15 protein-coding genes are annotated in these 26,098 nt (G+C 40.6%); 6 read left to right on the forward strand and 9 right to left on the reverse strand.

The window, feature by feature from the left end:
- The 5 genes from dnaA (at position 1) to E2I05_RS00025 (ending at position 7,768) form a co-directional block, all read left to right on the forward strand.
- Positions 1-1,383, forward strand: a complete 1,383-nt coding sequence (dnaA, locus tag E2I05_RS00005) for a chromosomal replication initiator protein DnaA (protein WP_121853577.1) — start codon at positions 1-3, stop codon at positions 1,381-1,383.
- 20 nt (positions 1,384-1,403) lie between these two features.
- Positions 1,404-2,504, forward strand: a complete 1,101-nt coding sequence (gene dnaN / locus E2I05_RS00010; protein ID WP_121853576.1) for a DNA polymerase III subunit beta — start codon at positions 1,404-1,406, stop codon at positions 2,502-2,504.
- 28 nt (positions 2,505-2,532) lie between these two features.
- The gene (recF, locus tag E2I05_RS00015) at positions 2,533-3,630 is read left to right on the forward strand and encodes a DNA replication/repair protein RecF (RefSeq protein ID WP_121853575.1); all 1,098 of its coding nucleotides are present in this window, start codon (positions 2,533-2,535) and stop codon (positions 3,628-3,630) included.
- A gap of 1 nt (position 3,631) precedes the next feature.
- Positions 3,632-6,049: a DNA topoisomerase (ATP-hydrolyzing) subunit B gene (gene gyrB, locus E2I05_RS00020; protein WP_121853574.1), complete on the forward strand. Its 2,418-nt coding sequence runs from the start codon at positions 3,632-3,634 to the stop codon at positions 6,047-6,049.
- A 786-nt stretch (positions 6,050-6,835) separates the two neighbouring features.
- Positions 6,836-7,768 carry a hypothetical protein gene (locus E2I05_RS00025; RefSeq protein ID WP_121853573.1) on the forward strand — a complete coding sequence of 311 codons (933 nt, stop codon included), beginning with the start codon at positions 6,836-6,838 and terminating at the stop codon, positions 7,766-7,768.
- Between the two features lie 85 nt (positions 7,769-7,853).
- On the opposite strand, the gene glyS is transcribed toward E2I05_RS00025, so the two are convergent.
- Positions 7,854-9,923: a glycine--tRNA ligase subunit beta gene (glyS, locus tag E2I05_RS00030; RefSeq protein WP_121853572.1), complete on the reverse strand. Its 2,070-nt coding sequence runs from the start codon at positions 9,921-9,923 to the stop codon at positions 7,854-7,856.
- 12 nt (positions 9,924-9,935) lie between these two features.
- Positions 9,936-10,880, reverse strand: a complete 945-nt coding sequence (glyQ, locus tag E2I05_RS00035) for a glycine--tRNA ligase subunit alpha (protein WP_121853571.1) — start codon at positions 10,878-10,880, stop codon at positions 9,936-9,938.
- Between the two features lie 305 nt (positions 10,881-11,185).
- Here glyQ and E2I05_RS00040 point away from each other — a divergent pair, with 305 nt between their 5' ends.
- Positions 11,186-11,755 (forward strand): DNA-3-methyladenine glycosylase I, encoded by a 570-nt coding sequence (locus E2I05_RS00040; RefSeq protein WP_121853570.1) that lies wholly within the window; start codon positions 11,186-11,188, stop codon positions 11,753-11,755.
- A gap of 537 nt (positions 11,756-12,292) precedes the next feature.
- Here the strand turns inward: E2I05_RS00040 and E2I05_RS00045 are convergent.
- From E2I05_RS00045 to fadB, 7 genes are all read right to left on the reverse strand, one after another.
- Positions 12,293-15,469: an amidohydrolase family protein gene (locus E2I05_RS00045; protein WP_121853569.1), complete on the reverse strand. Its 3,177-nt coding sequence runs from the start codon at positions 15,467-15,469 to the stop codon at positions 12,293-12,295.
- Positions 15,470-15,824: 355 nt separating this feature from the next.
- Positions 15,825-19,625 carry a ubiquitin carboxyl-terminal hydrolase gene (locus tag E2I05_RS00050; protein WP_121853568.1) on the reverse strand — a complete coding sequence of 1,267 codons (3,801 nt, stop codon included), beginning with the start codon at positions 19,623-19,625 and terminating at the stop codon, positions 15,825-15,827.
- A 554-nt stretch (positions 19,626-20,179) separates the two neighbouring features.
- On the reverse strand, positions 20,180-20,365 hold the full coding sequence (locus E2I05_RS00055) for a hypothetical protein (protein WP_133309406.1): 186 nt from the start codon (positions 20,363-20,365) through the stop codon (positions 20,180-20,182).
- A gap of 55 nt (positions 20,366-20,420) precedes the next feature.
- Positions 20,421-21,548 (reverse strand): IS4 family transposase, encoded by a 1,128-nt coding sequence (locus E2I05_RS00060; protein ID WP_133309407.1) that lies wholly within the window; start codon positions 21,546-21,548, stop codon positions 20,421-20,423.
- A 134-nt stretch (positions 21,549-21,682) separates the two neighbouring features.
- On the reverse strand, positions 21,683-21,928 hold the full coding sequence (gene tusA, locus E2I05_RS00065) for a sulfurtransferase TusA (protein ID WP_121853132.1): 246 nt from the start codon (positions 21,926-21,928) through the stop codon (positions 21,683-21,685).
- 597 nt (positions 21,929-22,525) lie between these two features.
- The gene (gene fadA, locus E2I05_RS00070) at positions 22,526-23,689 is read right to left on the reverse strand and encodes an acetyl-CoA C-acyltransferase FadA (protein WP_121853130.1); all 1,164 of its coding nucleotides are present in this window, start codon (positions 23,687-23,689) and stop codon (positions 22,526-22,528) included.
- A 15-nt stretch (positions 23,690-23,704) separates the two neighbouring features.
- A complete protein-coding gene (fadB, locus tag E2I05_RS00075) occupies positions 23,705-25,852 on the reverse strand; it encodes a fatty acid oxidation complex subunit alpha FadB (RefSeq protein ID WP_121853129.1) in 2,148 nt (715 codons plus the stop codon).
- Positions 25,853-26,098: the final 246 nt, after the last annotated feature.

Here is a 26,098-nt window from a genome sequence, read left to right on the forward strand (position 1 = left end):
GTGGCAGTTTCGCTTTGGCAACAATGTATCGGACGGCTGCAAGATGAGCTTTCTGCTCAGCAATTCAGCATGTGGATAAGACCGTTACAAGCTGAAATGGATGGAGAGACATTAGTTCTGTATGCACCTAACCGTTTTGTACTTGACTGGGTGCGTGATAAATACATCAACATTATCAATCAATTTTTAATTGAGCAGCTTGGCAGTAACGCCCCTAAATTACGTTTTGATATTGGCAGTAGACCCACTGCAAAAGTGGCTTCACCTGTGCCGACGACAGTGGGCTTCGAACCAACCCGGTCTAAGCCTAAAAAAAATGCGCCTGCACCACAAGCGGCTGCAAATATTCCAAACCCAAATCATCGTCGTAATATTAATCCAACTTATCAATTTGATAATTTTGTTGAAGGTAAATCGAACCAATTGGGTAAAGCGGCTGCAATGCAGGTGTCTGAAAACCCTGGTGGTGCTTACAATCCATTATTTTTATATGGTGGAACGGGGTTAGGTAAAACCCACTTATTGCATGCGGTCGGTAATGGGATCATTAAAAATAATCCAGACGCGAAAGTCATCTATATGCACTCTGAGCGTTTTGTTCAGGACATGGTTAAGGCCTTACAAAATAACGCCATTGAAGAATTTAAGCGCTATTATCGAAGTGTTGATGCATTATTTATCGATGACATTCAATTTTTTGCCAATAAAGATCGCTCGCAAGAAGAGTTTTTCCATACCTTTAATGCATTATTGGAAGGTAACCATCAGATCATTTTAACTTCAGATCGTTATCCAAAAGAGATAGATGGCGTAGAAGAAAGACTTAAATCACGTTTTGGTTGGGGACTTACAGTTGCGATTGAACCACCAGAATTAGAAACCCGTGTTGCGATTTTAATGCGAAAAGCGGAAGAGAGTAACATCAGTCTGCCTCATGAAGTGGCGTTTTTTATCGCCAAACGTTTGCGTTCAAACGTTCGTGAATTAGAAGGGGCGTTGAACCGAGTGATGGCTAATGCTAATTTCACTGGTCGCCCAATTACTATTGACTTTGTGCGTGAAGCATTACGTGATTTATTGGCTCTGCAAGAAAAATTAGTAACTGTAGATAATATTCAAAAAACAGTCGCTGAATACTACAAAATTAAAATGGCAGATATGTTATCTAAGCGTCGCTCTCGCAGCGTAGCAAGGCCTAGACAGGTCGCCATGGCGCTCGCTAAAGAACTTACTAACCAGAGTTTACCCGAAATAGGGGATGCCTTTGGCGGGCGAGATCATACTACTGTTTTGCATGCTTGTAGAAAAATCGCGCAGTTGCGCGAAGAAAATCATGACATTAAAGAAGATTATGCTAATTTAATTAGAACGTTGTCTTCTTAATAATCAGGGAATTGGACATTATGAAATTTTCTATTGATAGGGATGCCCTATTAAAACCTTTGCAATTAGTGTGTGGAGCAGTAGAAAAAAGAAATAATTCACCTATATTAGCCAATCTTCTGGTCGAAGTAAGTGGTAACTCACTGAAGTTAACAGGTACAGATTTAGAAGTTGAATTGGTTGGTGAAGCAAGTGTAAATGGTGAAGTACAAGAAGACAAAACTACTGTGCCAGCCAAAAAGTTGTTGGATATTGTGAAGTCTTTGCCTGATCAAAGTGAACTGTATGTTGAACAACAAGATAATAAATGGCTGCTACGTTCAGGTCGTAGTCGTTTTAGCTTAGCGACTTTGCCAGCAGATGAATACCCAAACATTGATTCTTTTACAGCTGATATTAATTTTTCATTGGCACAAAGTACATTGCGCTCAGTCATTGACTCGACGCAGTTCTCAATGGCTAACCAAGACGTACGTTATTATCTCAATGGCCTATTGCTTGAAACCGATGGCAGCGTACTGCGAGCTGTTGCGACCGATGGACACCGTTTAGCCCTAAGTCATCGTACAGTTGAAGCTTCTTTACCAGAAAAACAAGTTATCGTACCTCGCAAAGGTGTGGTTGAAATGGTGCGTTTGCTAGATCAAGATGCTCAACAGGTGACGATATCTATTGGTGAGAATGCGATTCGAATTGCAACAGATACTGCTCAATTGACCAGTAAGCTGGTAGATGGACGTTTCCCTGAATATGAGCGTGTACTGCCTAAAGGCGGTGACAAAATTGTTATAGCCAGCCGTAATCAGTTGAAACAAGCTTTACTGCGAGCGTCTATTTTATCCAATGAAAAGTTTCGCGGGGTGCGGATCCAGCTTGAAAATAATTTACTGAAAATTACCGCGAACAATCCAGAGCAAGAAGAAGCGGAAGAAATTATTGATGTTGAGTATGATAACCAAACCTTAGAGATAGGGTTTAACGTGAGCTATTTATTAGACGTGTTGAATCATATCAGTGCTGATGATGTTCGTATCACTTTAATTGATAATAATTCCAGTGCATTAATTGAAAATCACGAAGCAGAAGATTCTATGTATGTGGTTATGCCAATGCGCCTGTAATGCTGTGGATGTCTGCATTGAGTATTAAATGAGTTTAGCTCAACTACAAATTACTTCTTTTAGAAATATTGATTCAGCCCAGTTGCAATTAAGCGGTGGGCTGAATTTGATCTATGGCTTAAATGGAAGCGGAAAAACCAGTTTACTTGAGGCAATATATTTCTTAGGGATGGGACGTTCATTTCGAAGTCATTTGTCTCAGCGGGTGATCAAGAGCGACAGCGATCAACTTACACTTTTTGCTCAACTCAATTTAGATAAAGGTCAGGCTAAATTAGGATTAAGGCGACATCGCAATGGTGATATTGAAGTCCGTTTAGATGGAAATAAATTACAGCGTTTGTCCACCTTAGCCGAAACATTACCTATTCAAGTTATCACCCCCGAAAGCTTTGCTCTGCTTTTTGAAGGCCCAAAAGCAAGACGTCAATTTATCGATTGGGGCGCGTTTCATACTGATCCACAATTTTATTTAGCGTGGAGTAATGTTAGGCGAATATTAAAGCAGCGAAATCAGCTGCTTAAGCGTGAATCCAGTTATCAAGAAATAGAGTATTGGGACCGAGATTTAATTCGTTATACTGAACAAGTGACTGAAATTAGAAATCAGTATGTTCACTCGTTAAATGAGCTATTAACAGGTATAATTGAGAAGTTTTTACCTCAAGTTGAAGTGAAAGTGAGTTTCACCCGAGGCTGGGACAGTAAAACCACGTATTCAGAGCAGTTACAAAGTCAGTATGCTCGCGATATTGCCAGTGGTCACACTGGTAGTGGTGCCCATAAAGCTGATTTACGATTACGGGTTGGTAGCATGCCTGTTCAGGATGCATTATCTCGTGGTCAATTAAAATTACTGGTTTGTGCATTGCGAATAGCTCAAGGTAAATTGCTAAAGCAACAAATTAATAAGCACAGTGTTTATCTGGTGGATGATTTACCGTCAGAGTTAGACGCTGGCCACAGACAGTTATTATTGAAACAGTTAGCAGACACCGGTGCACAACTTTTTGTTACCGCGATTGATCCTGCTGCGATAGTTGATTCGTTACATTGCCCCCCTGACAGGATGTTTCATGTGGAACAGGGAAATGTTACGGTAATTGAACAACCTTTGAGAGAGTAATATGTCAGAGAATAGTTACGATTCTTCGAGTATCAAGGTACTAAAAGGCCTTGATGCAGTACGTAAAAGACCAGGGATGTATATTGGCGATACCGATGATGGCACCGGCTTGCATCACATGGTGTTCGAAGTGGTCGATAACTCTATCGATGAAGCTTTAGCAGGCCATTGTAATGACATCACAATCACCATTCACAGCGACGGCAGTGTTTCTGTTAAAGATGATGGTCGTGGTATTCCAGTTGCAATTCACCCAGAAGAGGGCGTTTCAGCGGCTGAAGTCATCATGACGGTTTTACATGCCGGTGGTAAGTTTGATGATAACTCTTACAAAGTATCTGGTGGCTTACATGGCGTTGGTGTTTCAGTGGTTAATGCCTTATCTGAAAAGCTTCAGCTGACTATCCGTCGTGATGGTCAAGTCTATGAGCAGTTTTATAAGATGGGTGAGCCTCAGGCGCCAATTGCTACTATCGGTGATACGGATAAAACCGGTACAGAAATTCGTTTTTGGCCCAGTGGAGAGACATTCTCTAATCTACTTTTCCACTTTGATATTTTAGCCAAGCGTGTTCGTGAATTATCGTTCTTGAATTCTGGCGTAGGTATCCTTTTATGCGATGAGCGTGAGAATAAAGAAGAATACTTTAAGTATGATGGCGGTATTAGTGCTTTTGTTGATTACCTTAATCGTAATAAAACCACAGTAAACAAAGATGTATTTCATTTCATGCAAGAGCGTGAAGATGGCATTACCGTTGAAGTAGCCATGCAGTGGAATGATGGTTACCAAGAAAATATTTTTTGTTTCACCAATAACATTCCTCAGCGTGATGGTGGTACTCACTTAGCGGGTTTCCGTAGTGCATTAACACGTAATTTGAATAGTTATATGGAGCGTGAAGGCTTCAACAAAAAAGGCAAAACTAACGCCAGCGGTGATGATGCTCGTGAGGGGTTAACAGCGGTAATTTCGGTGAAAGTACCGGATCCAAAATTCAGTTCACAAACCAAAGATAAATTGGTTTCAAGTGAAGTAAAAAGCGCTGTAGAACAAACCATGGGTGAAAAACTGAATGATTATTTATTAGAAAACCCAGCTGACGCTAAATTAATTGTCAGCAAAATCATTGATGCGGCTCGTGCTCGTGAAGCGGCTCGCAAAGCTCGTGAAATGACTCGTCGTAAAGGGGCATTAGATTTAGGTGGCTTGCCGGGTAAATTAGCCGATTGTCAGGAAAAAGATCCTGGTCTATCTGAAATTTACATCGTGGAAGGGGACTCGGCTGGCGGAAGTGCGAAACAAGGCCGAAATCGTAAAAACCAAGCTATTTTGCCGTTGAAAGGTAAAATCCTTAACGTAGAAAAAGCCCGCTTTGATAAAATGCTGTCTTCTCAGGAAGTGGCGACACTTATCACCGCATTAGGTTGTGGTATTGGCCGTGACGAATACGATCCTGATAAAACACGCTACCATAACATCATCATTATGACCGATGCGGACGTGGATGGTTCTCATATCCGTACTTTGCTTTTGACTTTCTTCTTCCGTCAAATGCCAGAACTCATTGAACGTGGTTTTGTTTATATTGCCCAACCACCATTATTTAAAGTGAAAAAAGGTAAACAAGAGCAGTACCTCAAAGATGAGCCTGCGATGACTGAATACCTAACCATGTTGGCATTAGATGGTACGAGTTTATACCCAAGTAAAGGCGTGCCGGGAATTTCAGGTGCACCACTTGAAAAATTAGTAAATCAATATCGTGAAGTTGAAGCTATTATTGCTCGTTTAAATCAACGTTATCCTGAAAATATTACTGATCGCATGCTGTATCAACCAAAAGTTGATGCTCAAATGATGGCAGATGAAGCCAGCATGACTCAGTGGTGTAATGGAATCGTGGAAAACTTAACGGATATTGAAAGTGGTGGGGTCATTTATACGGCCAGTACAGTGCTTGATAATGAACGTAAAGTGTACCTGCCAAGTATTAATGTTCGTAAGCACGGTATTGATACGGTTTATCTTTTCAATAACGACTTCTTCTTATCCAACGATTACCAAGCCATTGCCGATCTTGGGGCTGAAATAAACGGTCTTATTGAAGACGGCGGTTTTGTGCAACGTGGTGAGCGTGTTAAAGAAGTAGATAATTTCATCGACGCACTAAACTGGATTGTTAATGAAGCAAAACGTGGTCTTTATATCCAGCGTTATAAAGGGTTGGGTGAAATGAATCCCGAACAATTATGGGAGACTACCATGGATCCTGATCAGCGTCGTATGTTACAAGTAACCATTGAAGATGCTGTTGGAGCCGATCAGTTGTTTACGACACTGATGGGGGATCAAGTTGAACCTCGTCGTGACTTTATTGAATCAAATGCACTAAACGTTGCTAACTTAGATGTTTAATTGCTAGGGTCTGTTGATCTTTCGTGATTGTTTTTGCAGCGATAAATTGGTTATTTTATGCAAGGCAGAGTTTGTGAGGTTTGGTTATTATCGACATACAAAACTGTCGTTACTTCGTTTCCAAATAAGAAAACGATAACGCAGCACCTTTGATTTAGAAAGAGCGACCAATTTACGCTCTCTCTTTTTTCGATGCTTTTGAGCATTCACTGTTCTGTGTTGTGACCAGCTCACTTAGATGGCTAAGCATCACTGCTCACGCCTTGAACAGATAAATGCTCAAATAGCACAAAATTTAATCCTGAAAGATCAATAGACCCTAGTAAGGAAAGTTGCGGAAGAAAGTATACCGATGAGTTCTCGTCACTCCAGCGCAGGCTGGAAACGAAGTAACGACAGTTTTGTATGACGGTAGTCTAGTGCCTTTGCTTTTTTCTATAAAAACCACTGGATACCAGCTTTCGCTGGTATGACAAATATTGGTGCGCTAGCTCCCTAAGGGACGTGGCGGAAGAATGTATACCAATTTTATCGTCACTCCTGCGAACGCAGGAGTCCAGAGTCTTTGGTTAATTTGGGCACAAGTCGCTGGATACCTGCGTTCGCAGGTATGACAAATTAAGCGTTGAAATTTAAATTGGTATTATTTGAACTGCGACATCCCTAAGAGTTTATTTGATTAAAAAGGAAGCCAAGGCTTCCTTTTTTAATGCCTAAATCAATCAAAAATTAAAATGATTAATAATTAATCTTTTCACCAGTCGTATTATTTGTTGTTTCTATTTAATGGGAATAAAATTAGCTCATAATTTACCCAATAAAGCCGCGTATCCCCTGATGTCTGAATTAATGATCTTTGGTGGAATTAGAAATCGTCAGATCAATCGAGATCAAATCCAACAGTTGCAAGCAAATAAACAGTCTTCTTCCATAGAAAGGTTATGGGATGCATTACTTGATTTTGTTACTCAATCGAATGTTTCTGTTGCAAAATCATTGTGTACTAAAATATTTCACAGTAAAGATTCAAGCGAAAAAATCAAAAGCTTTTTATCATTGCGCTCTTTATCCTATGAGCATTGTCAATCTCAATTTATCATACAGCCCAGTCAAAAACCGAACACAATAAGATTATGTATCACTTCGCTGAATATCAGTCTGGAAGTTGCTATAGAAAGTGATGATGCAGCAAGTCTAATGAATCAAGTTAAAGCTGGGGTGAATGCAGAAGGTAGCTTGAATATTCACAAACAATTCAAGGGAGATATTTCGCGATGGAATTATCATCTTGAGCTGATGAATGGTGACACTGTTGATATTGATAGAAAAAACACGCAACTGACTAATGAGCAAAAAATGGAGCATTGGCAAAGGCTTTCGTTTGGAGAAAGTAAATCCAGTTCCCTTGAATTTTTAGGGAGTCAGTTGTTACCACAGTCAATGGCACTTTGGTCTGTACAGACGGAGCAAATTAATCGTGGAGTGCCAAACTTAACCATTGTTAATAGTGAAGTTGCTGAACAACAATGTAGTATTATCGATTTTGGTGAAGGCGATTTTTGGGTGGAATACTATACCCATAGCGAGGTTGAAGATGAACATCAAGAAAGTGCAAAAATTGGTGCTCTTTGTAAAGAGCTAACTCTGCACAGTGGTTTTTTGGTGACACCTGAGATTGCACTTTGTTGTTTATGGGAGCATAAAGGGATCCCTTTTTAACCCGAGTAGAAAAATAAAAAGGGCAGTTAAGAAAACTTAACCACCCTCGGTATTAATTTTTGTAACACTCTGTTTACTTTGGGAATTATTGCAGCAGTGAAATATCAGCAACGTGTAAGAACTGCTCGCGAAGACGAGTTAATAGCGCTAAACGATTATGCTTAAGCGCCTCATCATCTGCCATTACCATGACATCTTCAAAGAATTGATCCACCGTATTACGTAAACCCGCAAGTAAGTTTAGAGCTTCCGCGTAGTTTCCTGCTGTAAACAACGGAGCCAATTTCGGCTCAAGTGCCACTAATTGCTCTGCCAAAGCTTTTTCAGCGTTCTCGTGAAGTAACTCATGGTTTACTTCATTGCTGACTATAGTTTCAACTTTAGCCAGAATGTTAGAAACACGTTTGTTGGCGGCTGCAAGTGTGGCGGCTTCTTCACGGTTTCTAAATTCAGTTACGGCCGCTATACGGTCATCAAAATCTGCAGGACGGGTTGGTGTACGTGCTAAAACGGCTAAAATAGTATCTACCGAAACGCCTTTATCTTGGTACCAACTGCGGAAGCGAGCCATTAAGAATTGCAGTACATCATCAGCCGTGTTTTCGTTACTTACACTGTCGCCATGTAATGATTGCGCTTTTGCTATTAAATCCACTAAATCTAATGGCAGTTTGTTTTCAACAATAGTGCGCAAAATACCAATGGCAGCACGGCGAAGTGCGAATGGATCCGCCGCGCCTTTTGGTGCTTGGCCAATACCAAAAATACCCACTAGAGTATCGAACTTTTCAGCCAAGGCTACGGCACAAGATACATGAGATTCTGGTACTCGATCACCAGAGAATTTAGGTAAATATTGCTCTGCAATGGCTACCGCTACTGCTTCAGTTTCACCATCAAGGCGAGCATAATGCATGCCCATAGTGCCTTGGGTGTCAGTAAATTCCATGACCATTTCAGTCATTAAGTCTGCTTTTGATAGCAAACCTGCACGAGCAGCATTTTTGGCATCCGCTTTCAGGCTCTCTGCAATATAAGCTGCCATATCACTGATACGATTTACCCGATCTTTTAAAGTGCCCAATTGCTTTTGGAATACGACAGATTCAAGACTTGGTAAACGCTCTTCTAATGATTTTTTCTTATCGGTATTAAAGAAGAACTCAGCATCTGCTAGGCGAGGGCGAATAACTTTTTCGTTACCGGCAATGATTTGTTGCGGATCTTTAGACTCAATATTTGTAACAAAGATAAAGTTTGGTAACAGCTCACCTTGCTTATCAAATACTGGGAAGTATTTTTGATCGCCTTTCATGGTGTAAACTAAGGCTTCAGATGGCACGTTTAAGAAGTCATTCTCAAACTTAGCCGTTAAAACTACTGGCCACTCAACTAAAGACGCTACTTCTTCAAGTAACTCATTTTTTAAGTCAGCGATGCCACCTAATTCAACAGCCGCCTTTTCAGCATCGGTTTTGATGATGGCTTTACGACGTTCAAAGTCCGCCATTACTTTACCTACAGACTTAAGTTGACTGAGGTAATCATCAGCGTGGTTTAATTCAAATTCGCTTTGCCCCATAAAGCGGTGACCACGAATGGTGCGTGCAGAATGAATACCGAGCACTTTACCTTCAATCAGCTCACTGCCGAGTAACATAGTAACGGTATGCACTGGACGAATAAACTGAGTTGAATTGCTGCCCCAACGCATAGGTTTAGGGATAGGTAATTTATCTAAGGCTTTTTGCGTCATATCAGCAATCAATGTGCTGGTGGCTTTACCTTCAACTTTTGCATTGTGTAATAACCATTCGCCTTTATCGGTTTTTAAACGCTCAGCGTCAGCAATCTCAATACCGTTACCACGTGCCCAACCTAAAGCGGCTTTGGTTGGGTTACCGTCGGCATCAAATGCACCAGCAATGGCAGGACCGCGTTTTTCGACAATTTTATCTTGCTGCGCTGTGGCGACGTTTTTAATGTTTAACGCTAAACGGCGAGGGGCGGCATACCACTTGGCTTCACCAAAGCTTAATTCAGCTTTGGTGAGTGCTTCAGTCATATTGGCTAAAAACGATTCAGCTAAAGTACGCAGTGCTTTTGGTGGTAACTCTTCAGTACCAATTTCAATAAGTAAGTTTTCAGTTGTCATTGTTGTTACTCCTTACTTATCTTGTTTATTTTGCTGAGAAGTGGCGTTTACTGTGTCACACATCGGGAAGCCTAATGCTTCACGAGCGGCATAATAGGCTTGCGCAACGCCTTTCGACATAGCACGCACTCGCAGAATATAACGCTGTCTTTCGGTGACTGAAATGGCATGACGCGCATCCAAAAGATTGAAAGCGTGTGATGCTTTCATTACTTGTTCATAAGCTGGAAGTGGCAGAGGCTTTTCAAGTGCAAGTAACTTGTTGCACATTTCTTCACACTTATCAAAAGTAGCAAATAAGAAGTCTACATCTGCATGATCAAAGTTGTACTCTGACTGTTCAACTTCATTTTGGTGGAATACATCACCGTAAGTGATTTTGCCCATAGGACCATCGGTCCAGACGAGATCATAGACGCTATCAACACCTTGTATATACATGGCTAGACGTTCTAGTCCGTAAGTGATTTCACCGGTAACAGGCTTGCATTCTAGGCCTCCAACCTGTTGGAAATAAGTGAACTGACTGACCTCCATGCCGTTCATCCAAACTTCCCAACCAAGTCCCCAAGCGCCCAATGTGGGAGACTCCCAATTATCTTCAACAAAACGAATATCGTGAACTTCAGGGTCAACTCCTAAGGCTTTTAATGAACCTAAATAGAGCTCTTGAATATTATCTGGGGATGGTTTTAGAACCACTTGAAATTGATAATAATGTTGTAGACGGTTTGGATTTTCACCATAACGTCCATCGGTTGGACGACGTGACGGTTGTACGTAAGCGCTACTCATTGGCTCTGGGCCAATAGAGCGTAAAAAAGTCATCGGGTGGAAGGTGCCGGCGCCTACTTCCATATCGAGAGGTTGGATAACAGCGCAACCTTGCTGCGCCCAATATTCTTGCAGAGTTAAAATAAAACCCTGAAAAGTCTTAATGTCGTGTTTGCTGGTCATACCGTCTGCTTACTTCAGGTGTTGAACGTTAAAGGGATCCAAGCTTATTTGTCGTCACTTCAGCCAAGGGCTGGAGTCTAGTGCCTTTTTTATAATCAGAAAAAGTCACTGGATACCAGCCTTCGCTGGTATGACAGCACAATACTGCTTAATGATATTTTAAATACAGAATATACGATTTTTATCGATAAATGATAAAAGCTTCATACACAATTGAAATCGATTATACCTTGTCATTACAGGGTTATGTAGGTTATTTTCTAGCTTTTGCGTCATTAACCAATGAGTAAATAAGGTCTTAAACTATGGAATTAGTCAGATGTGCTTGGGTAAGTAATGATCCTCTTTATCAAGATTATCACGATAATGTTTGGGGACGACCAGTTTATGATCCACTAGAGCTGTTTGCCAAGTTATGTTTAGACGGCCAACAAGCTGGGTTATCTTGGATTACTATTCTGAAGAAACAACAAAATTACTATGACGCATTTGCTAATTTTGATCCTGTAAAAATTGCTAAGTTTGATGAAACCAAAATAGAGGAGCTGCTGCAAAACACTGGCATTGTTCGCAATCGCCTTAAAGTGCAGTCTATTATCCGTAATGCCAAAGGATACTTAAAATATACCGAAGAGGGCGGTGATTTTTCAGAGTTTCTTTGGCGCTTTGTCGGCGGTAGCCCAATCGTTAATAATTTTAAAAATAGCGAAGAATTCCCAACCCAAACGCCAGAATCTGAAGCCATGTCAAAAGCGCTTAAAAAGCTCGGCTTCAACTTTGTTGGACCAACGATTTGTTATGCATTTATGCAGGCAGTAGGGATGGTGGATGATCATCAGTTGAGTTGTCATTGTAGGACAACTCAGCGTAGTTAAATCACTTGTCATTCCTGCAAAGGCAGGAATCTAGTGACTTAAATCTTTTCATTTTTTCTAATGAAACTTCTTTGAAGTTTATAAGATATCGGTACTGCTTAACAAAATTCTAAAGCAAATTTTCCTTTAAAATAATCCATTTCTTTGAAGAACATATTGTGTCTATATTCTTCTTCATTACGTCTATTAGTTTCCGCTTGATTTATTAATGAATATTGAAACTGTTTAGCTCTAAAGTTTGTCGCTGCAACAGTCCCTAAAGGAATAGATAGTTAAGCTATGATTATGGGAACTTCCATATAGTCAACAAAAATTTGCAATGATTTTTTTGTTGGAGAAACAAGAGATAAATCATGATGCAATGCTACGAGAAATATTAAAATTAAACTGGTTATTAGTGGCAACAGTGACCAAAAATAAAACCATGGATAGGTAAATATACTCGTAGCTTCTTTATTTATTTTCAATTGCAAATTCCCTTTACTAAAAAGGATGTTTCACGTGAAACACCCTTTCATTTTCAAATTACATAAAATGTTAAAACTTACTTTCAAAATAGAAAGGTTTACGCTTTGTTTCATCACCGTTCAGTTGGTTCATGGTCTCTGCATTGAACAGTTTACCGTTGACCATGGTGTGGGTGACTTTATCAGTGGTGCGTATGTCTTCGAGTGGGTTACCATCGATAACGATTAAGTCAGCGAGTTTACCAGCTTTGATGCTGCCTATTTGGTGGTCCATTCCGAAGGTTTTTGCTGGGTTAATGGTTGCGGTTCGTAATGCTTCTAAGTTAGTCATACCACCTTGAGCAAACATCCACATTTCCCAGTGTGCTCCTAACCCTTCACGTTGTCCGTGTGCGCCAATGTTGGCTACGATACCTTCGTCAGTGAGCTCTTTCGCAACTTTGGCTACATTGAAGTGATTGTAGTGTTCATCTGGTGCAGTAGTGCGGCGCATGGAGCGAGGAGCTAATATTTCGCTTGGTACGTATTGAGAAAGGCGAGGGTGTTCCCAAACATTGGTTTTATCGTACCAATAATGTTCGCCTGAGATGCCCCCGTAAGCGACAACTAACGTAGGCGTGTAAGCCGTTTGTGAAGCTTTCCAAAATTGCTTCACGTCATTATATATTGATGCAACAGGAAGGGAATGCTCAAGTGTCGTGTGGCCATCGGCGACCATTGATAAATTGTGCTGTAGTAATGAACCTCCTTCAGGTACTACCATCATTTTTAGCTCACGGGCTGCTGCAATCACTTGTTGACGCTGATTACGTCTTGGTTGGTTGTAGCTCTTAACAGAGAAGGCTCCGACTTTTTTTAAGCGTTCTAAATGGAATTTAGCATCTTCAAGTGAATCGACATGCGAAGTATACCCCGGTGCATTTGCACCATATAAAATGGTACCCGTTGAAAAGATCCGCGGGCCTACAATGTTACCGGCTTTTTGTTGTTCACTGGCGGCAAAAATTTCTGTCGTATCATTAGATGGGTCGTGAATACTGGTAACACCTAAGGCAAGACCTGAATATAGCTGCCAGTTCTGCTGTGGAATGATTTCATCTTCTGCTTGTGCCCCATGAGCGTGAGCATCAAATATTCCTGGCATGATTGACTTGCCATTAATCTTAATGACTTTTGCATCATCAGGTATGTGAGTATTTACATCTCCTACTGCGACGATATGATTATCTTTAACTATCACGACACCATTGTTGATGACCTTATCGCCTTCCATGGTGATCACTTGACCGCCAACAAATGCCACTGTTCCACGTGGAACATCTGCCTTTTTAGTGAAACCGATATCAGTTATGATTGGTTTAGAATCTTGGATATCTTGATAATCTGTATCAACTTTTGCTTGGTATAGCTCGGGGCCTAATGTCCAGTAAAGCTGATCACCCTTAGCATTCCAACTAATGCTTTCACCAGCTCGGGTACTTAACTTAGTTACAGGAAGGTTAGTGGCACTTGGACTAATGCGAATGGTTTCTCCGTGTTTCGCAAAAGGGGTGACAAATACTTTAAATCTTTCTGCAAAGGCAAGGTTATTGCCATCTGGTGATACGCGAAATTCAGTGGCATGTTCGCTGGTATAGTGTGTGCGTTTATCATGCCCATTTAAACTGATTGAAGCGAATTCTGGTGTTTTGCCAAAGTCCATAAAGTAAACGCGATCTTTATCCGCACCAAACTGCGGCTGGTAACCGCTTGCTGTGATTTTTGCTGTTTGCTTACCTTTTACATCAACTTTGTACAGCCCTGGTTCTTGTGACCAAGTCGATGGTGTGATGTAACCACCACGGGCTTTGCGGTACACAACGGTTTTACCATCAGGTGAGAAGGTAGGCTCTACGTACTTGCCTGGTTCAGCAGTTAGGACTTTAGGTTTACCACCTTTTGCGGAGATAACTCGAACACTGCCTTGTTTATTGTCGTTCCAAGTAGTGAATACAATGCGTTTGCCATCACGAGACCACTGTGGATAAAGCTCAGATAGGTTGTCATTTAAGCGAGTAAGGCGTTTTTGTTTGCCAGACATTAAGTCTTTTACATAAAGCTTGCCTAATGCTTCAAAAACCACTTTTTTCCCGTTTGGTGAGACTTGTGCCATACGAAGCATTTTTACATCGAAAACATCTTGATCTAAGTTTTGCTTGAATTTAACGGCTGGTTGGATTTGGCGTTGCGTTTTAACACTGAATGGAATGTTGGCGACTTGTTTATCTTCAACATTTAAACGATTAATTTTACCGCCAGCCCAAAAGATAATGTCTTGGCTATTTGGCGTCCAAGCCATGGTTGGGTATACACCATGAATTGCCCACGTTTCTTGCATATCGCGGTCAAGCTTGCCATAGACTTTCGTTTTCTCGCCAGATTTCAAATCAAGAATATATAAAGATGATTGGAAACCATCACGCTTGATATAAGCAAGCTTATTGCCGTCAGGACTAGGCGTTGGGCGAATAGCACCACCTGTACCTGAAAGTAAAACTTCGATATCTCCAGTTTGGGTATCGTAACGCTTAATCTTATAAATACCTTTCACTGAGTCTTTTGAATAGTGGAAGGTTTTACCTGGTGTAGCATCCTGACTGAAATAAATATATCTGCCATCAGGTGAATAGGCTGGTTCGCCTAAGTCTTTTTGATCATTTGGGCGTTCTGTTAATTTAACGCCTTTACCGCCTGCAACATGATAAAGCCAAACTTCTCCAGCACCTAAACTGCGGCTGGATGTAAAGTGCTTACGAGCCACAAGATATTGTGAATCGGGACTCCAAGCTGGACTATTGAGCAGGCGGAAGGTTTCATTGGTAACAGCTCTTGGGTTTGACCCATCAGCGTCCATAACCCAAATATTATCGCCACCATCTTGATCAGAAGTAAATGCGATATATTTACCATCTGGACTATAAACTGGTTGCATCTGCCAAGCGATACCTTCTGCTATGGGTTTAGCTTCACCACCATCAACAGGCATTTGATAAATATCGCCTAAAAGATCAAACACGATATGTTTTCCATCAGGGCTCAGAGAAACGTTCATCCAAGTACCTTGATTAACATTGATATCTACTGTTTGTAGCGGCTGGTTAGTAGGCTTGTTGACCAACCATTTAGATTCATCATCTTTGGCATGAGCAGCATTCAGACTTAAGCTCAATGCAACAGCTGTATAAATTGGGTTGAATTTGGATTGCATTAGGAATTCCCATTCTCGTTATTATTAACTGCGTTGAAATTAACTTGATAGTTATCTCATATCTGGCATTAACAAGAAAGGGGGGCACTTTCAGTAAACCTGAGCTTTGCGTACGAATTCTATAAAAGTGTCATTTAACCTAAATAAATCGGGTTAACTCCCAATTTAACTTTTATTATTGAAGTTAAATACAAAATTAAACAACCCGAGTTCAGCCAACCGATCTATATAGGTTTAAAAAAGATGCACAAAATATTATATACGGTGCAGATAGTTATTTGAAATTTAAGCAACAACAAGGCTGAAACTCGTATAACAAGCTGTATTGTAGAGGTGTGCTTACACAAAACTCAGGTTATTTAATGTTCTTGTTGCATTTATTAGCGTGTCTGGCATAGATTTGAATTTCACCGATTCTGAATTGTGTGTTACAGCTCATGCAAATCAAATTAGGATCAAATGGACGTTGATCTGTGTCTTGTGGATCTGGAGTTAAATATTGTGTGGTGTTAATTTTACTTCCAATTGACGGTTTATTAGGTTTTGATTTTGATTTACTTGTTTCTGGTAAAGCCGTAATACTTTCAGTAATAACGTCTCCAAAGTAACGATGGTTTCTACGTACGACCAGTGGACTAAGCTCTGTTGATGGACGCCAGATTTCGGGTTGTGCATTATCATTATTTTTCTGAGTCGCCAATGGTTGAACTGCAGGTGAAGCCTGTTTAGTTTCATTGGCTTGTGATGGCTTTACATTTGATAGTTTGTGGCCATCATTCAAGGCTGAACTTTGAGGTTGCTGAATATCTGCGGTTATTCGCCCCATTCTTAAAGACTTATGTGATTGATGTTGAGGATGGCTAAGGGAATCTTGAGTATCTTTTTTTGCTTCATATCCGAATGAAATAGGTTCAGGTAAATCATCTGGATTGGGTGCTGGAGCAGAATGCTCAATAGTAGGATCAAACTCAGTGTATGGATCTTTGAATTCTTGTCCATCGTTATAAGTCTTAAGTGATGAAAATGGATCTTTGTGACTATGAACATTAACAGTTTCTACTTGTGCCGGAGGTAAAGCATACACATTATTATCATGGTTTTTGCGCTTTAAAAAATACGCATAAGCGCTTAAACCTAATGCTTCGCAAGCATCAATAACTTCTTCATTATTAATTGGGACATTTTTAGAAATCGCATAATAGCGTAGTGATAGGCAAACCGTATCATCACAGACCGTAATTGTATCAATTGTGGCGTTTTTGGGCACAATAATGGTGACATAATGTCCACCGTCTTGAGAGGTGCCTACATGACAAAAGGCATGGGTTAGCTCATAAACTTCATTAAAATAATCACCTTGACTGGATTCAAAAGGCAGAACAACTTGATTTTGTCTCAATGTACATCCAAGCATTACAGCGCCTAAATCAATGGGCTTTTCGTAATTTTTGCTATTCTTCCATGGGTTAGTGACTTTAATTTTTGCTCTAAACTGGGTATACAACCTAGGCGATATACTGCAAGTTTCAGGAGGAATACCTACAGAGTTTACTTTTATAATGTGCTGCTTATACGTATGAATAGCATCATCCGGTAGTTCTGGTGACGCTCTCTTAATAGCTTCACACCTAATTTTTTCATTACCAACCATTTCTTCATTTTCGAAATGATGACTTATGTGAGTGGCTAAGAAAGGAGATGATTCTGCCAAGGTCGCAATAGGTAACATGGTATGTAGGGTATCAGGATCTCTTCGACGTTCTCTAGGCTGCTGTTCGTCATCAACCCAAAAATTAAATTCTGTTGTGATATTCAAGTTTGCGTGCTCTGATTTATCGATACCCAATAGTTCAAGTAAAACAATGAGAAACTCATGAGGATCAGCTTGCACCATTTCAGAAAGAATAAAAGGCATTCCTTTTGCGCTGCCTAGCATTGCGGTCATAGCCGTATTATTGGTTAATTGCGCGAAGTAATTTAAGCTTTCGAAAAAACAGACTTGCAACTGATGTGGAACAATAACTTGATCGGCTGAAACGCTATGGTTAAGTGTATTACATAAATGAATTAAGTTGTTTCTTAACGTGAAGAAGGCGTAGAAGTATTCTTGAGTATAAAAAGTTTCTCCGTGATATTGTAAAGGGTATTCGGTGAGTGGGTTTTCATTATACGCAACTTGATTTTCAGCATCGCGGGCTAACTCATGCAACATTGTTTGGTAATTTTCATATTCCTTGCTTCCTTTCACGGGAATAGGGGCGCAGTTACGACGCATAAAACGATCAAGTAATTCATATGCAGAGTGGAAAGTGAGATTATTTGCGGCATGGTATATGTCTGAATTAGTCAATAAACTATGGGCAAAGCTTTGTATGGCCACATTAACAAAACAATTATTCCCCCAGTTATATAAGCCATTTCGTTGTGGCGGAGTAATGTGACTCACTTCGTGCACTCGTAATGTGCCATTTAAAATGTTTCGGTATTTACCAATTCTCTCTAAGGCACTCACTACCCACCGACGGGCTTGTTCTTTAATATCCATTTGCTCGCAAAACTGATCAAAAGTTATATCTTTAATTTGAGATTGTAGCGTGTCAGCTGAATAGTAAAGTGTGTGTGCAAGTCGCAGCGTTTCATCACGAGGATCTGTTGCTAACAAGTCTTCTGCCAGTAAAATCCCAAAATCTTGCGGATCTAATGGGTAACCTTGAACTTCTTGATACAAGGGTTGGAGTTTTTTAAAATTTATTGCAGCGTTAATAAGGGCTTGCTCAGTATATTTGCCGTTTTGTACAGTGGAAAAGCATTGTGTAAATTCGCTTTCAGAAAGTGAAGATTGAGCCATGACATGATGTTTAAAAGCCTTATTTAAATAGGCGACCGATTCCTCATTACCAATATAAGTAAATCGTGGTATTTGTTTACTAAACATTTGTAACCTTAAAGAACGAGCAATACTTTGAGCGGCATCATCAGGGGTCTTAATGTAATTCAATTCAAACGGGCATGATTGTCCAAGTAGCATGGACACAAGTTGGGCTGAAAGGAAATTTTTATCAGCAATGATAGTCATGTGCTCATCGGTTATCCAAGGCTGATATCTTTTTAACACTTGAAATGCGTTTAACTGTCTTTGTGTTAGCGGAGCTTGTGTACTTGTTGTTTGAAGCACAGGAGTTGAAGGTTCAATATATGGTTTAGTCGGTAACTTTGGGGTTCTTGTGACAGAAGGTTTACTTTCGGGCAAAGCCGTAGCATTTTCTTGATTTTCTATGTGGCGAGAGAGTATACCGTGAATCATATATGTTATGTAATCAAGTATATCATTTGAAGTTTCTTTATTGATGAGTAACCTAAGGTCATCGTCTCTATTTCTTAAAACTCCTGATTTATGCAAGGCTTCAATTTGCTCTTCAGAATTAAAATGTCTAGGTAACCTTTGCTGAAGTACAAGTAATGCTTGTTGTTGCAAGCTGGAAAAATCATGCTTTTTAGTGGCAGACTGAGCAGGGCTAACCGTCTTACTGGATGGTGAAGTAGTAGATTGAGTTGAAGGATAAAGAGAGGTTAATTGTCTCGGTGCTTGGCTATCACTGTTTTGAATGGGAATGTTTGCTTCCCCGATGACATAATTCGTTTTGCTTGCTGTGTCTTTAATAACAAGAATGTATTGTTTATTCTGTTCGTTTTTCTCAATAAAAACAATTGATTTTGAGAGATCACACTTCTCACGTAGGCACACTAATGTTGACATGAGTTGCTCTGGAGATTGAATGAACTCCCTATGGTTTTCTGTTGTTTCGTTCAATATTTTTGTTATCTGGGCTTCTTTGAGCCGAGTTAGGTTTTTTAAAAGCGGTAGTGTTTCAGCAGTTCTTTTTAAGACCTTATAGGGGTAATTTGTGGTTTGAGTTTTTAGCCAACGAAATTTTTTTTGGGATGATTCTTGTAAACATCGCTCCTGAGTTTCAACATCAACAGTTTGAGCTATAGCTTCAAGGCGAGACATAGTTTTAGGGAATGGCGCATCAATTATTTCAAAATCATCATGATCTTTATTTTGATTATCTTCTACATGACTTATGTGTGGTGTTGGTAAATAACTATATGCAGCAATAGGAGTCGATAAAGGTTTCGCATTTTGATAGGCCATAATTTATCCTGTAATAAGGGATCTAGCGATTTAGAAAGTACAAATCTTTGTCACACCAGCGAAGGCTGGTATCCAGTGACTTTTATAGAAAAAGCAAAGGCACTAGACTACCGACATACTTCGTTTTTAGCCTGCGCTGGAGTGACGAGAACTCATAGGTATACTTTCTTCCGTAACTTTCCTAACTTGATCCAATGCCAAATAATTTATTCAACATACAGTCAATGCCGTTGCTAAACAAAACCTCATTAAAATGAAGTTTCAACTATAGATAAAGGTTAACAACGAATGAGGTTATTAGGGTTAAAAATGAATGATATTCTGATTAAGCTTTGTTTAGTTAATCACTTCGAGTTTAATACCTCGTCCCTTGGTGCGTACTAACACAAGAGGTTTGTGTTTTGTCATACCAGCCTTTGCAGGTATGACAAAGGTTGGTACTTTCTATATCGCTAGATTTTAGCTCTTGCTGGGTGAGAGATTAATTACTGTAATTGGTATTATCTTTTATGGCTTTGATATAGAGATATATATCAATGGCACTAACTTAAGAATTACTTCTGATATACCTTAAGCCTACGTGCTTGCTTTCTTGAATGTTGTAACCTTGGTGTCGGTTTCGGTCGCCTTTTCTTTGCTCTCGGTTCTTTTCTCCCCGGGCGATTGCCAACGATATGCTCGCCGATAATATCTGCTATCACATCCAATAAAGTGTCAATGATCCCTTCGGTGGCTTGCAAAAGTAATATCTGAAAATCTTGTAATGCGTCATGTGCGGCTTTAAAACTTGCCTCTCTAGGCGATATTCCTTTTTTTTTCTGCCGCTCGGCACATAAGTGCCCTTATCATGTTGTAAACTAACAAATGAACATCAATTTCCTTACGCACCATATCTGGACTACCACACCTTAAAATATCCATTTTCATCATGGTCTTGATTGACCTAAAATCCAACTCGATATGCCATCGTGAAACGTATAAATCAATAATATCTTGCTTCGGATAGACTTCTTTATCCGTGAGCGTGGTAACAATGATACGTTTCTTTGTTCCTACCATTCTGACGATAAGCTCTTCTGGCACTTGAGCGTAATCCTCTGGGGTCATCCATTCTGGACAGGATGGACGAATTAGCTTAAATAAACCATCTCGCTTACCCAGCTTTTCTTCACAGGTTCTGAAATCGACATTTCTGGCTCCGTTTTTTTCGAAAACAGCATCAACGCCTAACCCCATTAGTCCTACAAGAACAAAGTAGTTTTCGAAATTAGCATCTCCCAGTACAATGTCACCTTGTTTCAAGTCTGACTGCATACTTCTTAATAGTGCCTGCTCGCCAGTACCTTTCCCTTTACAAGGTGAAACAGCCGAGTCAATGACTGCACCGCTACCCAAAGAAATTAACACTAAAATCCGCAGCTGAGGAAAGCCCAGCCCTTCTTTTTGTGATTTAGGTTGAGGGAATTGGGCTTGGTTCTCGTGCGTATCAGGCATAGATAGTGTTGAGCCGTCAGTTAATAGCACTCTACGACCATGCCATAAGTATTTCCCTTGAATCGCTTCATCTAAGTTTTTTCCTGATTTCTTCAATAGCGATTTAATTGACTCTGGAGATAACCGTTTTCTTGCTTTGCAGTAGGGACCTGTAATTGTGCTGTTTTTCTCTCGACCTATAGCAATTTGATCTCTAGCGTCACTGATTAGTGTGCAACGACAAGACTTGTTTTCACTGGCAACTTGCTTCATGAAAAGCGAAAGTGTGTGGCAGGCGGGATACTTGCGTACTCTTTGAGTATTATCTTTTTGAAAATCTTCTAAATCTTGCAGAGTGAGAATTGAAGAAAGTTCATCTTCTTCCGTTTGAGCAAAGCGACGTAACAATTCTGGGGCATCATTGAAGAATTGGCGAGTTGTAGTATTCATGGCGTGACACTAGAAAAACCTTAATCTGTATGATTTACTCTCTATTGTTCAATTAGTAAACCTTCAGCTAAATCTTAAGTTAGTGCCATTGAGATATATATAGCTATTTGGATGTGCTGAGAAAATAATGCAGTTTAAAGCCCTTTTTTAAGCAAAAAGTGATACGGGGTATTTTTAGTATCGCTGTGTAAAAGTGTGTGATCCATAAATTCGCAAAAGCTTGGAATGTCACGAGTTGTGGCCGGATCATCTGCAATTATTAATAACGTCTCACCGTCATTCATGTGGCGTACTTTTTTACGCAGCATCATTACAGGTTCTGGACAGCGTAGACCTAACGCATCAAGACGATGTTGAGCAAATTCATAATTGTCGTTCATTTACTGTTACTGCAGATTACCATTAAAAGGCAATTTTACTATTGCTGGGGATAATATCCAAGTAGTTTCACGTGGAACAATTCCCATGATACTTGAAGATGCAACATTCAGGGCATTTACAACGGTTCATTTTTCAAGGCGTGAAAGTGCTGAAATCATGCACCTTCAGGTAATACCAATTACAGTAATTAATCTCTCACTCACTCAGCAAGAGCTAAAGGGTTTCAGTGCAAGGCACAAGCTCGAAGTACTATACTCCCTACAGCTGCCATACGAAACTGGCATTCAACGCACTTCGTGTTTTTGTCGGGATAATTCAAGTGCTTGTAACGCAGTAATGGAACCCTTTAGCCTTGCCCTTCGGGAGCTTGTATGTGCTCACTTTGGTTTATAAAGAATACTTCTCAAAATTGTCTTGACGTAGCAATGTAATAACGACAGTTTTGTATGTCGGTAACAACTATGTCTTCATCAATTTTGATTGCACTTTGAGCACATACATAGCTTTGAGTTGAGCATTTAATTACTGTAATTGGTATAACAAGGGAATGGGTAAGGTGATGCAATCAATTGCCTTCACCTTATCCACCAAGATGATTAAGGTCGTTCAAATATCGTAGCGATGCCTTGGCCTAGACCAATACACATGGTCGCTAAACCATATTTGGCATTCTTATCTTCCATGATATTAATGAGTGTGGTCGATATACGAGCTCCAGAGCAGCCTAATGGATGACCAAGGGCGATGGCACCGCCATTCAGATTTACTTTTTCATCAACAACATCAGTCAAGCCAAGATCTTTGACGCAAGGTAAGGATTGAGCGGCAAAAGCTTCGTTAAGCTCAACGACATCAATATCATCAATGGTTAAGTTTGCTCTTAGTAAAACTTTTTGAGTGGCAGGCACTGGACCATAACCCATAATGGCGGGAGCACAACCCGCTACAGCCATAGACTTTATTCTTGCTCTAATGGTGAGCCCGAGTGAGCGTGCTTTTTCTTCTTCCATGACCAGCATCGCTGAAGCGCCATCGGATATCGCTGATGATGTGGCTGCGGTGACTGTACCTTGTACTGGATCAAAAACGGGCCTAAGTTGAGCAAGCCCTTCCATTGAGGTTTCAGGGCGAATCACTTCATCGCTATTGACCGAGATTAATGCTCCATTACTATCATGACCTTCTATCGGGTAAATTTCATTAGCAAACCGACCTTCAACCGTTGCTGCATGAGCCCGTTGATGAGATCGGACGGCAAAAGCATCTTGATGTTCTCGGGAAATTCCGTGCATTCTGCCAAGCATTTCTGCGGTGAGTCCCATCATGCCTGAAGCTTTAGCAACTTGATGATCAAGCCCTGGATGGAAGTCGACACCGTGCATCATGGGCACATGACCCATGTGTTCAACGCCACCGACAATAAAGGTATCTCCCATGTCTGTCATGATCGCACGAGCCGCTTGATGTAGAGCATCCATAGAAGACCCACATAAACGGTTAACGGTAACCCCAGCGGTAGTTCTAGGCAGGCCTGCTAGCAGTGCTGCATTGCGAGCAATGTTAAAACCTTGCTCTAAGGTTTGTTGAACACAGCCCCAAATGACATCTTCAATCATTTCAGGCTTTACATTGGGATTACGCTTGAGCAAGCCTTTCATGAGCTCAGCTGACAAGGTTTCTGAACGTATATGACGAAACACACCACCTTTAGAACGCCCCATAGGTGTGCGAATACAATCTACAATAACCGCATTTTTCATTATAAATTCCTTGTCTTAGGCTGAGTAGTAGCGGCCGTTATTGGCGGCAAGTGTACGCATATTGTCTGTTACTTGATACAAAGGCCCTAAGTGGGCATAGCTATCGGCAAGTTGAACAAAGTTAGCGAGTCCCATAGTTTCAATATATCGGAAAACACCACCGCGGAAAGGTGGGAACCCGAGGCCATAGACCAAAGCCATATCCGCTTCAGCAGGAGAAGCAATAATACCTTCTTCTAGGCATCGTACTGTTTCGTTGATCATAGGGATCATTGTACGTGCTATGATTTCATCGGCCGAAAACTCTGTTTTGTCTTGGCAGTGTTGACTCAGAAGTTCGGCCACTTCTGGCGCAATTTGTTTTTTCGGTTTACCACGTTTATCAGTAATATATTGATAAAAACCTTGACCATTTTTCTGTCCAAGTCGTTGACTATCAAACATGAGTTTCATAATGTCTGCACTAGGTAAGCTCATGCGCTGCGGAAACCCATCCGCCATCACTTTTTGGGCATGACAGCCAGTGTCAATGCCGACAACATCAAGCAAATAAGCGGGACCCATCGGCCAGCCAAATTGCTTTTCCATGACGTTATCAATTTGGACGAAGTCAGCACCATCAACCACAAGTTGATTAAAGCCTGAAAAGTAAGGGAATAAAACACGATTGACGAAGAAGCCAGGGCAATCGTTGACAATGATGGGCGTTTTTCCCATTTTGTTGGCGTAATGAACAACGGTAGCAAGGGTTTCATCGCTGGTGTGTTGACCGCGGATCACTTCAACCAGTGGCATTTTGTGCACGGGATTAAAAAAATGCATACCGCAAAAACGCTGTGGGTGTGTTAAGTGACTGGCCAAGTAATCAATAGAAATGGTTGAAGTGTTTGAAGCGATAATGCTGTCAGTCGAGGTATGTTGCTCTACTTCTTGAAGTACTTGGGATTTTACCTTTGGGTTTTCAACAACGGCTTCAATGGTGATGTTGCAGTGTTTTATGGCGGAATAATCGAGCGTAGCGGTAATGTTATTAAGCACCTTAGCCATTTTCTCTGGTGTGGAGCGGCCGCGGTTGATCTGGCCGTTTAATAATTTAGAGGCTTCATTTAGGCCAAGCTCAAGTGACGACTGGGCAATGTCTTTCATTACAACTGGCGTGCCTTTACTGGCGCTTTGATAGGCAATTCCACCGCCCATAATCCCTGCACCTAACACGGCTGAGTGGGCTATGGGTTGGGATTGTTTCGCAAGCTGCTTACTTTTATTTTTAATTAATTGATCATTTAAAAATATGCCAATGAGTGCATGAGCTGATTCGGATTTGGCCAGTTTGATAAAAGCTAAGTGTTCATCCTTCAAAGCTTCGCGGCACGCTTTATGTGAAGCCTGCTCAATCACATCAACGGCTAACATCGGTGCGGGATAATGCTTACCGGCGACCTTAGCGACCATTGATTTCGCTGTGGTGAAGGACATCATCGATTCAAGCTTTGGTAACGGTAGGGCTGCTTGCTTTTTGTTACGTCGTTGTCGCCAATCTAATTTGTTCGAAATGGCATCCATTAGCATCTGAGTTGCGGTATTCGGTAATTGCTCAGGTGTGGTAATTGCGTCGATGGCTCCGACTTTTAATGCCGCTTCTGGTCTATGCTCTTTACCCGTGGTGATCCACTCTAATGCATTATCAACTCCGATAAGTCTAGGTAACCTGACGGTGCCACCAAACCCTGGAATGAGGCCAAGTTTGGTTTCTGGTAAGCCGATTTTTGCATTACTGTCACAGACTCGAAAGTCGGTTGCCAAAATCGCTTCACAACCTCCACCTAATGCGTAGCCGTTAATGGCTGAAACCGTTGGAAAGGGTAAGTCTTCTAGCTTATTAAATATTTGGTTAGTCTGCTCAATCCATGACAGTAGCGTGGCGTCTTCTTCAGCAAATAAAGATAGAAACTCAGTGATGTCAGCCCCGACAATAAATGTATTTTTGGCCGAACAAATAACTAAACCACTTGGTTTAATCTCAGTGAGGGCATCAAGTGCAGCGTCCAGTGAGGTGAGGGTTTCGCGATCAAATTTATTTACCGAGCCTGTAGCGTTAAAGCACAGCTTGGCAATATTATCGTTAAGCATTTCTACTTCAATGGTAGAACTTTGATAGATCATTGCTTGCTTCCTTCCTTTTTTAAAAGCTAACCGTATAAGGAGTTCCAGAGTTGTGATTGTGTAAAGTGTAGATGAAGAACTTATCAGTTTGCTGCTAAAAAGAGTAAAATACAACACAAATTTAAACACATGTTTGATTTTTCCTTAGAAGAAAATTATTTGTTGAAACCATATTCTAGAGAAATGAGTGAACATAAATTAACGTGAATTATGGCGTTAAGTTTGTCATGGTGTTGGGTAGCAAAT

Source organism: Parashewanella spongiae, assembly GCF_004358345.1.
GTDB lineage: Bacteria > Pseudomonadota > Gammaproteobacteria > Enterobacterales > Shewanellaceae > Parashewanella > Parashewanella spongiae.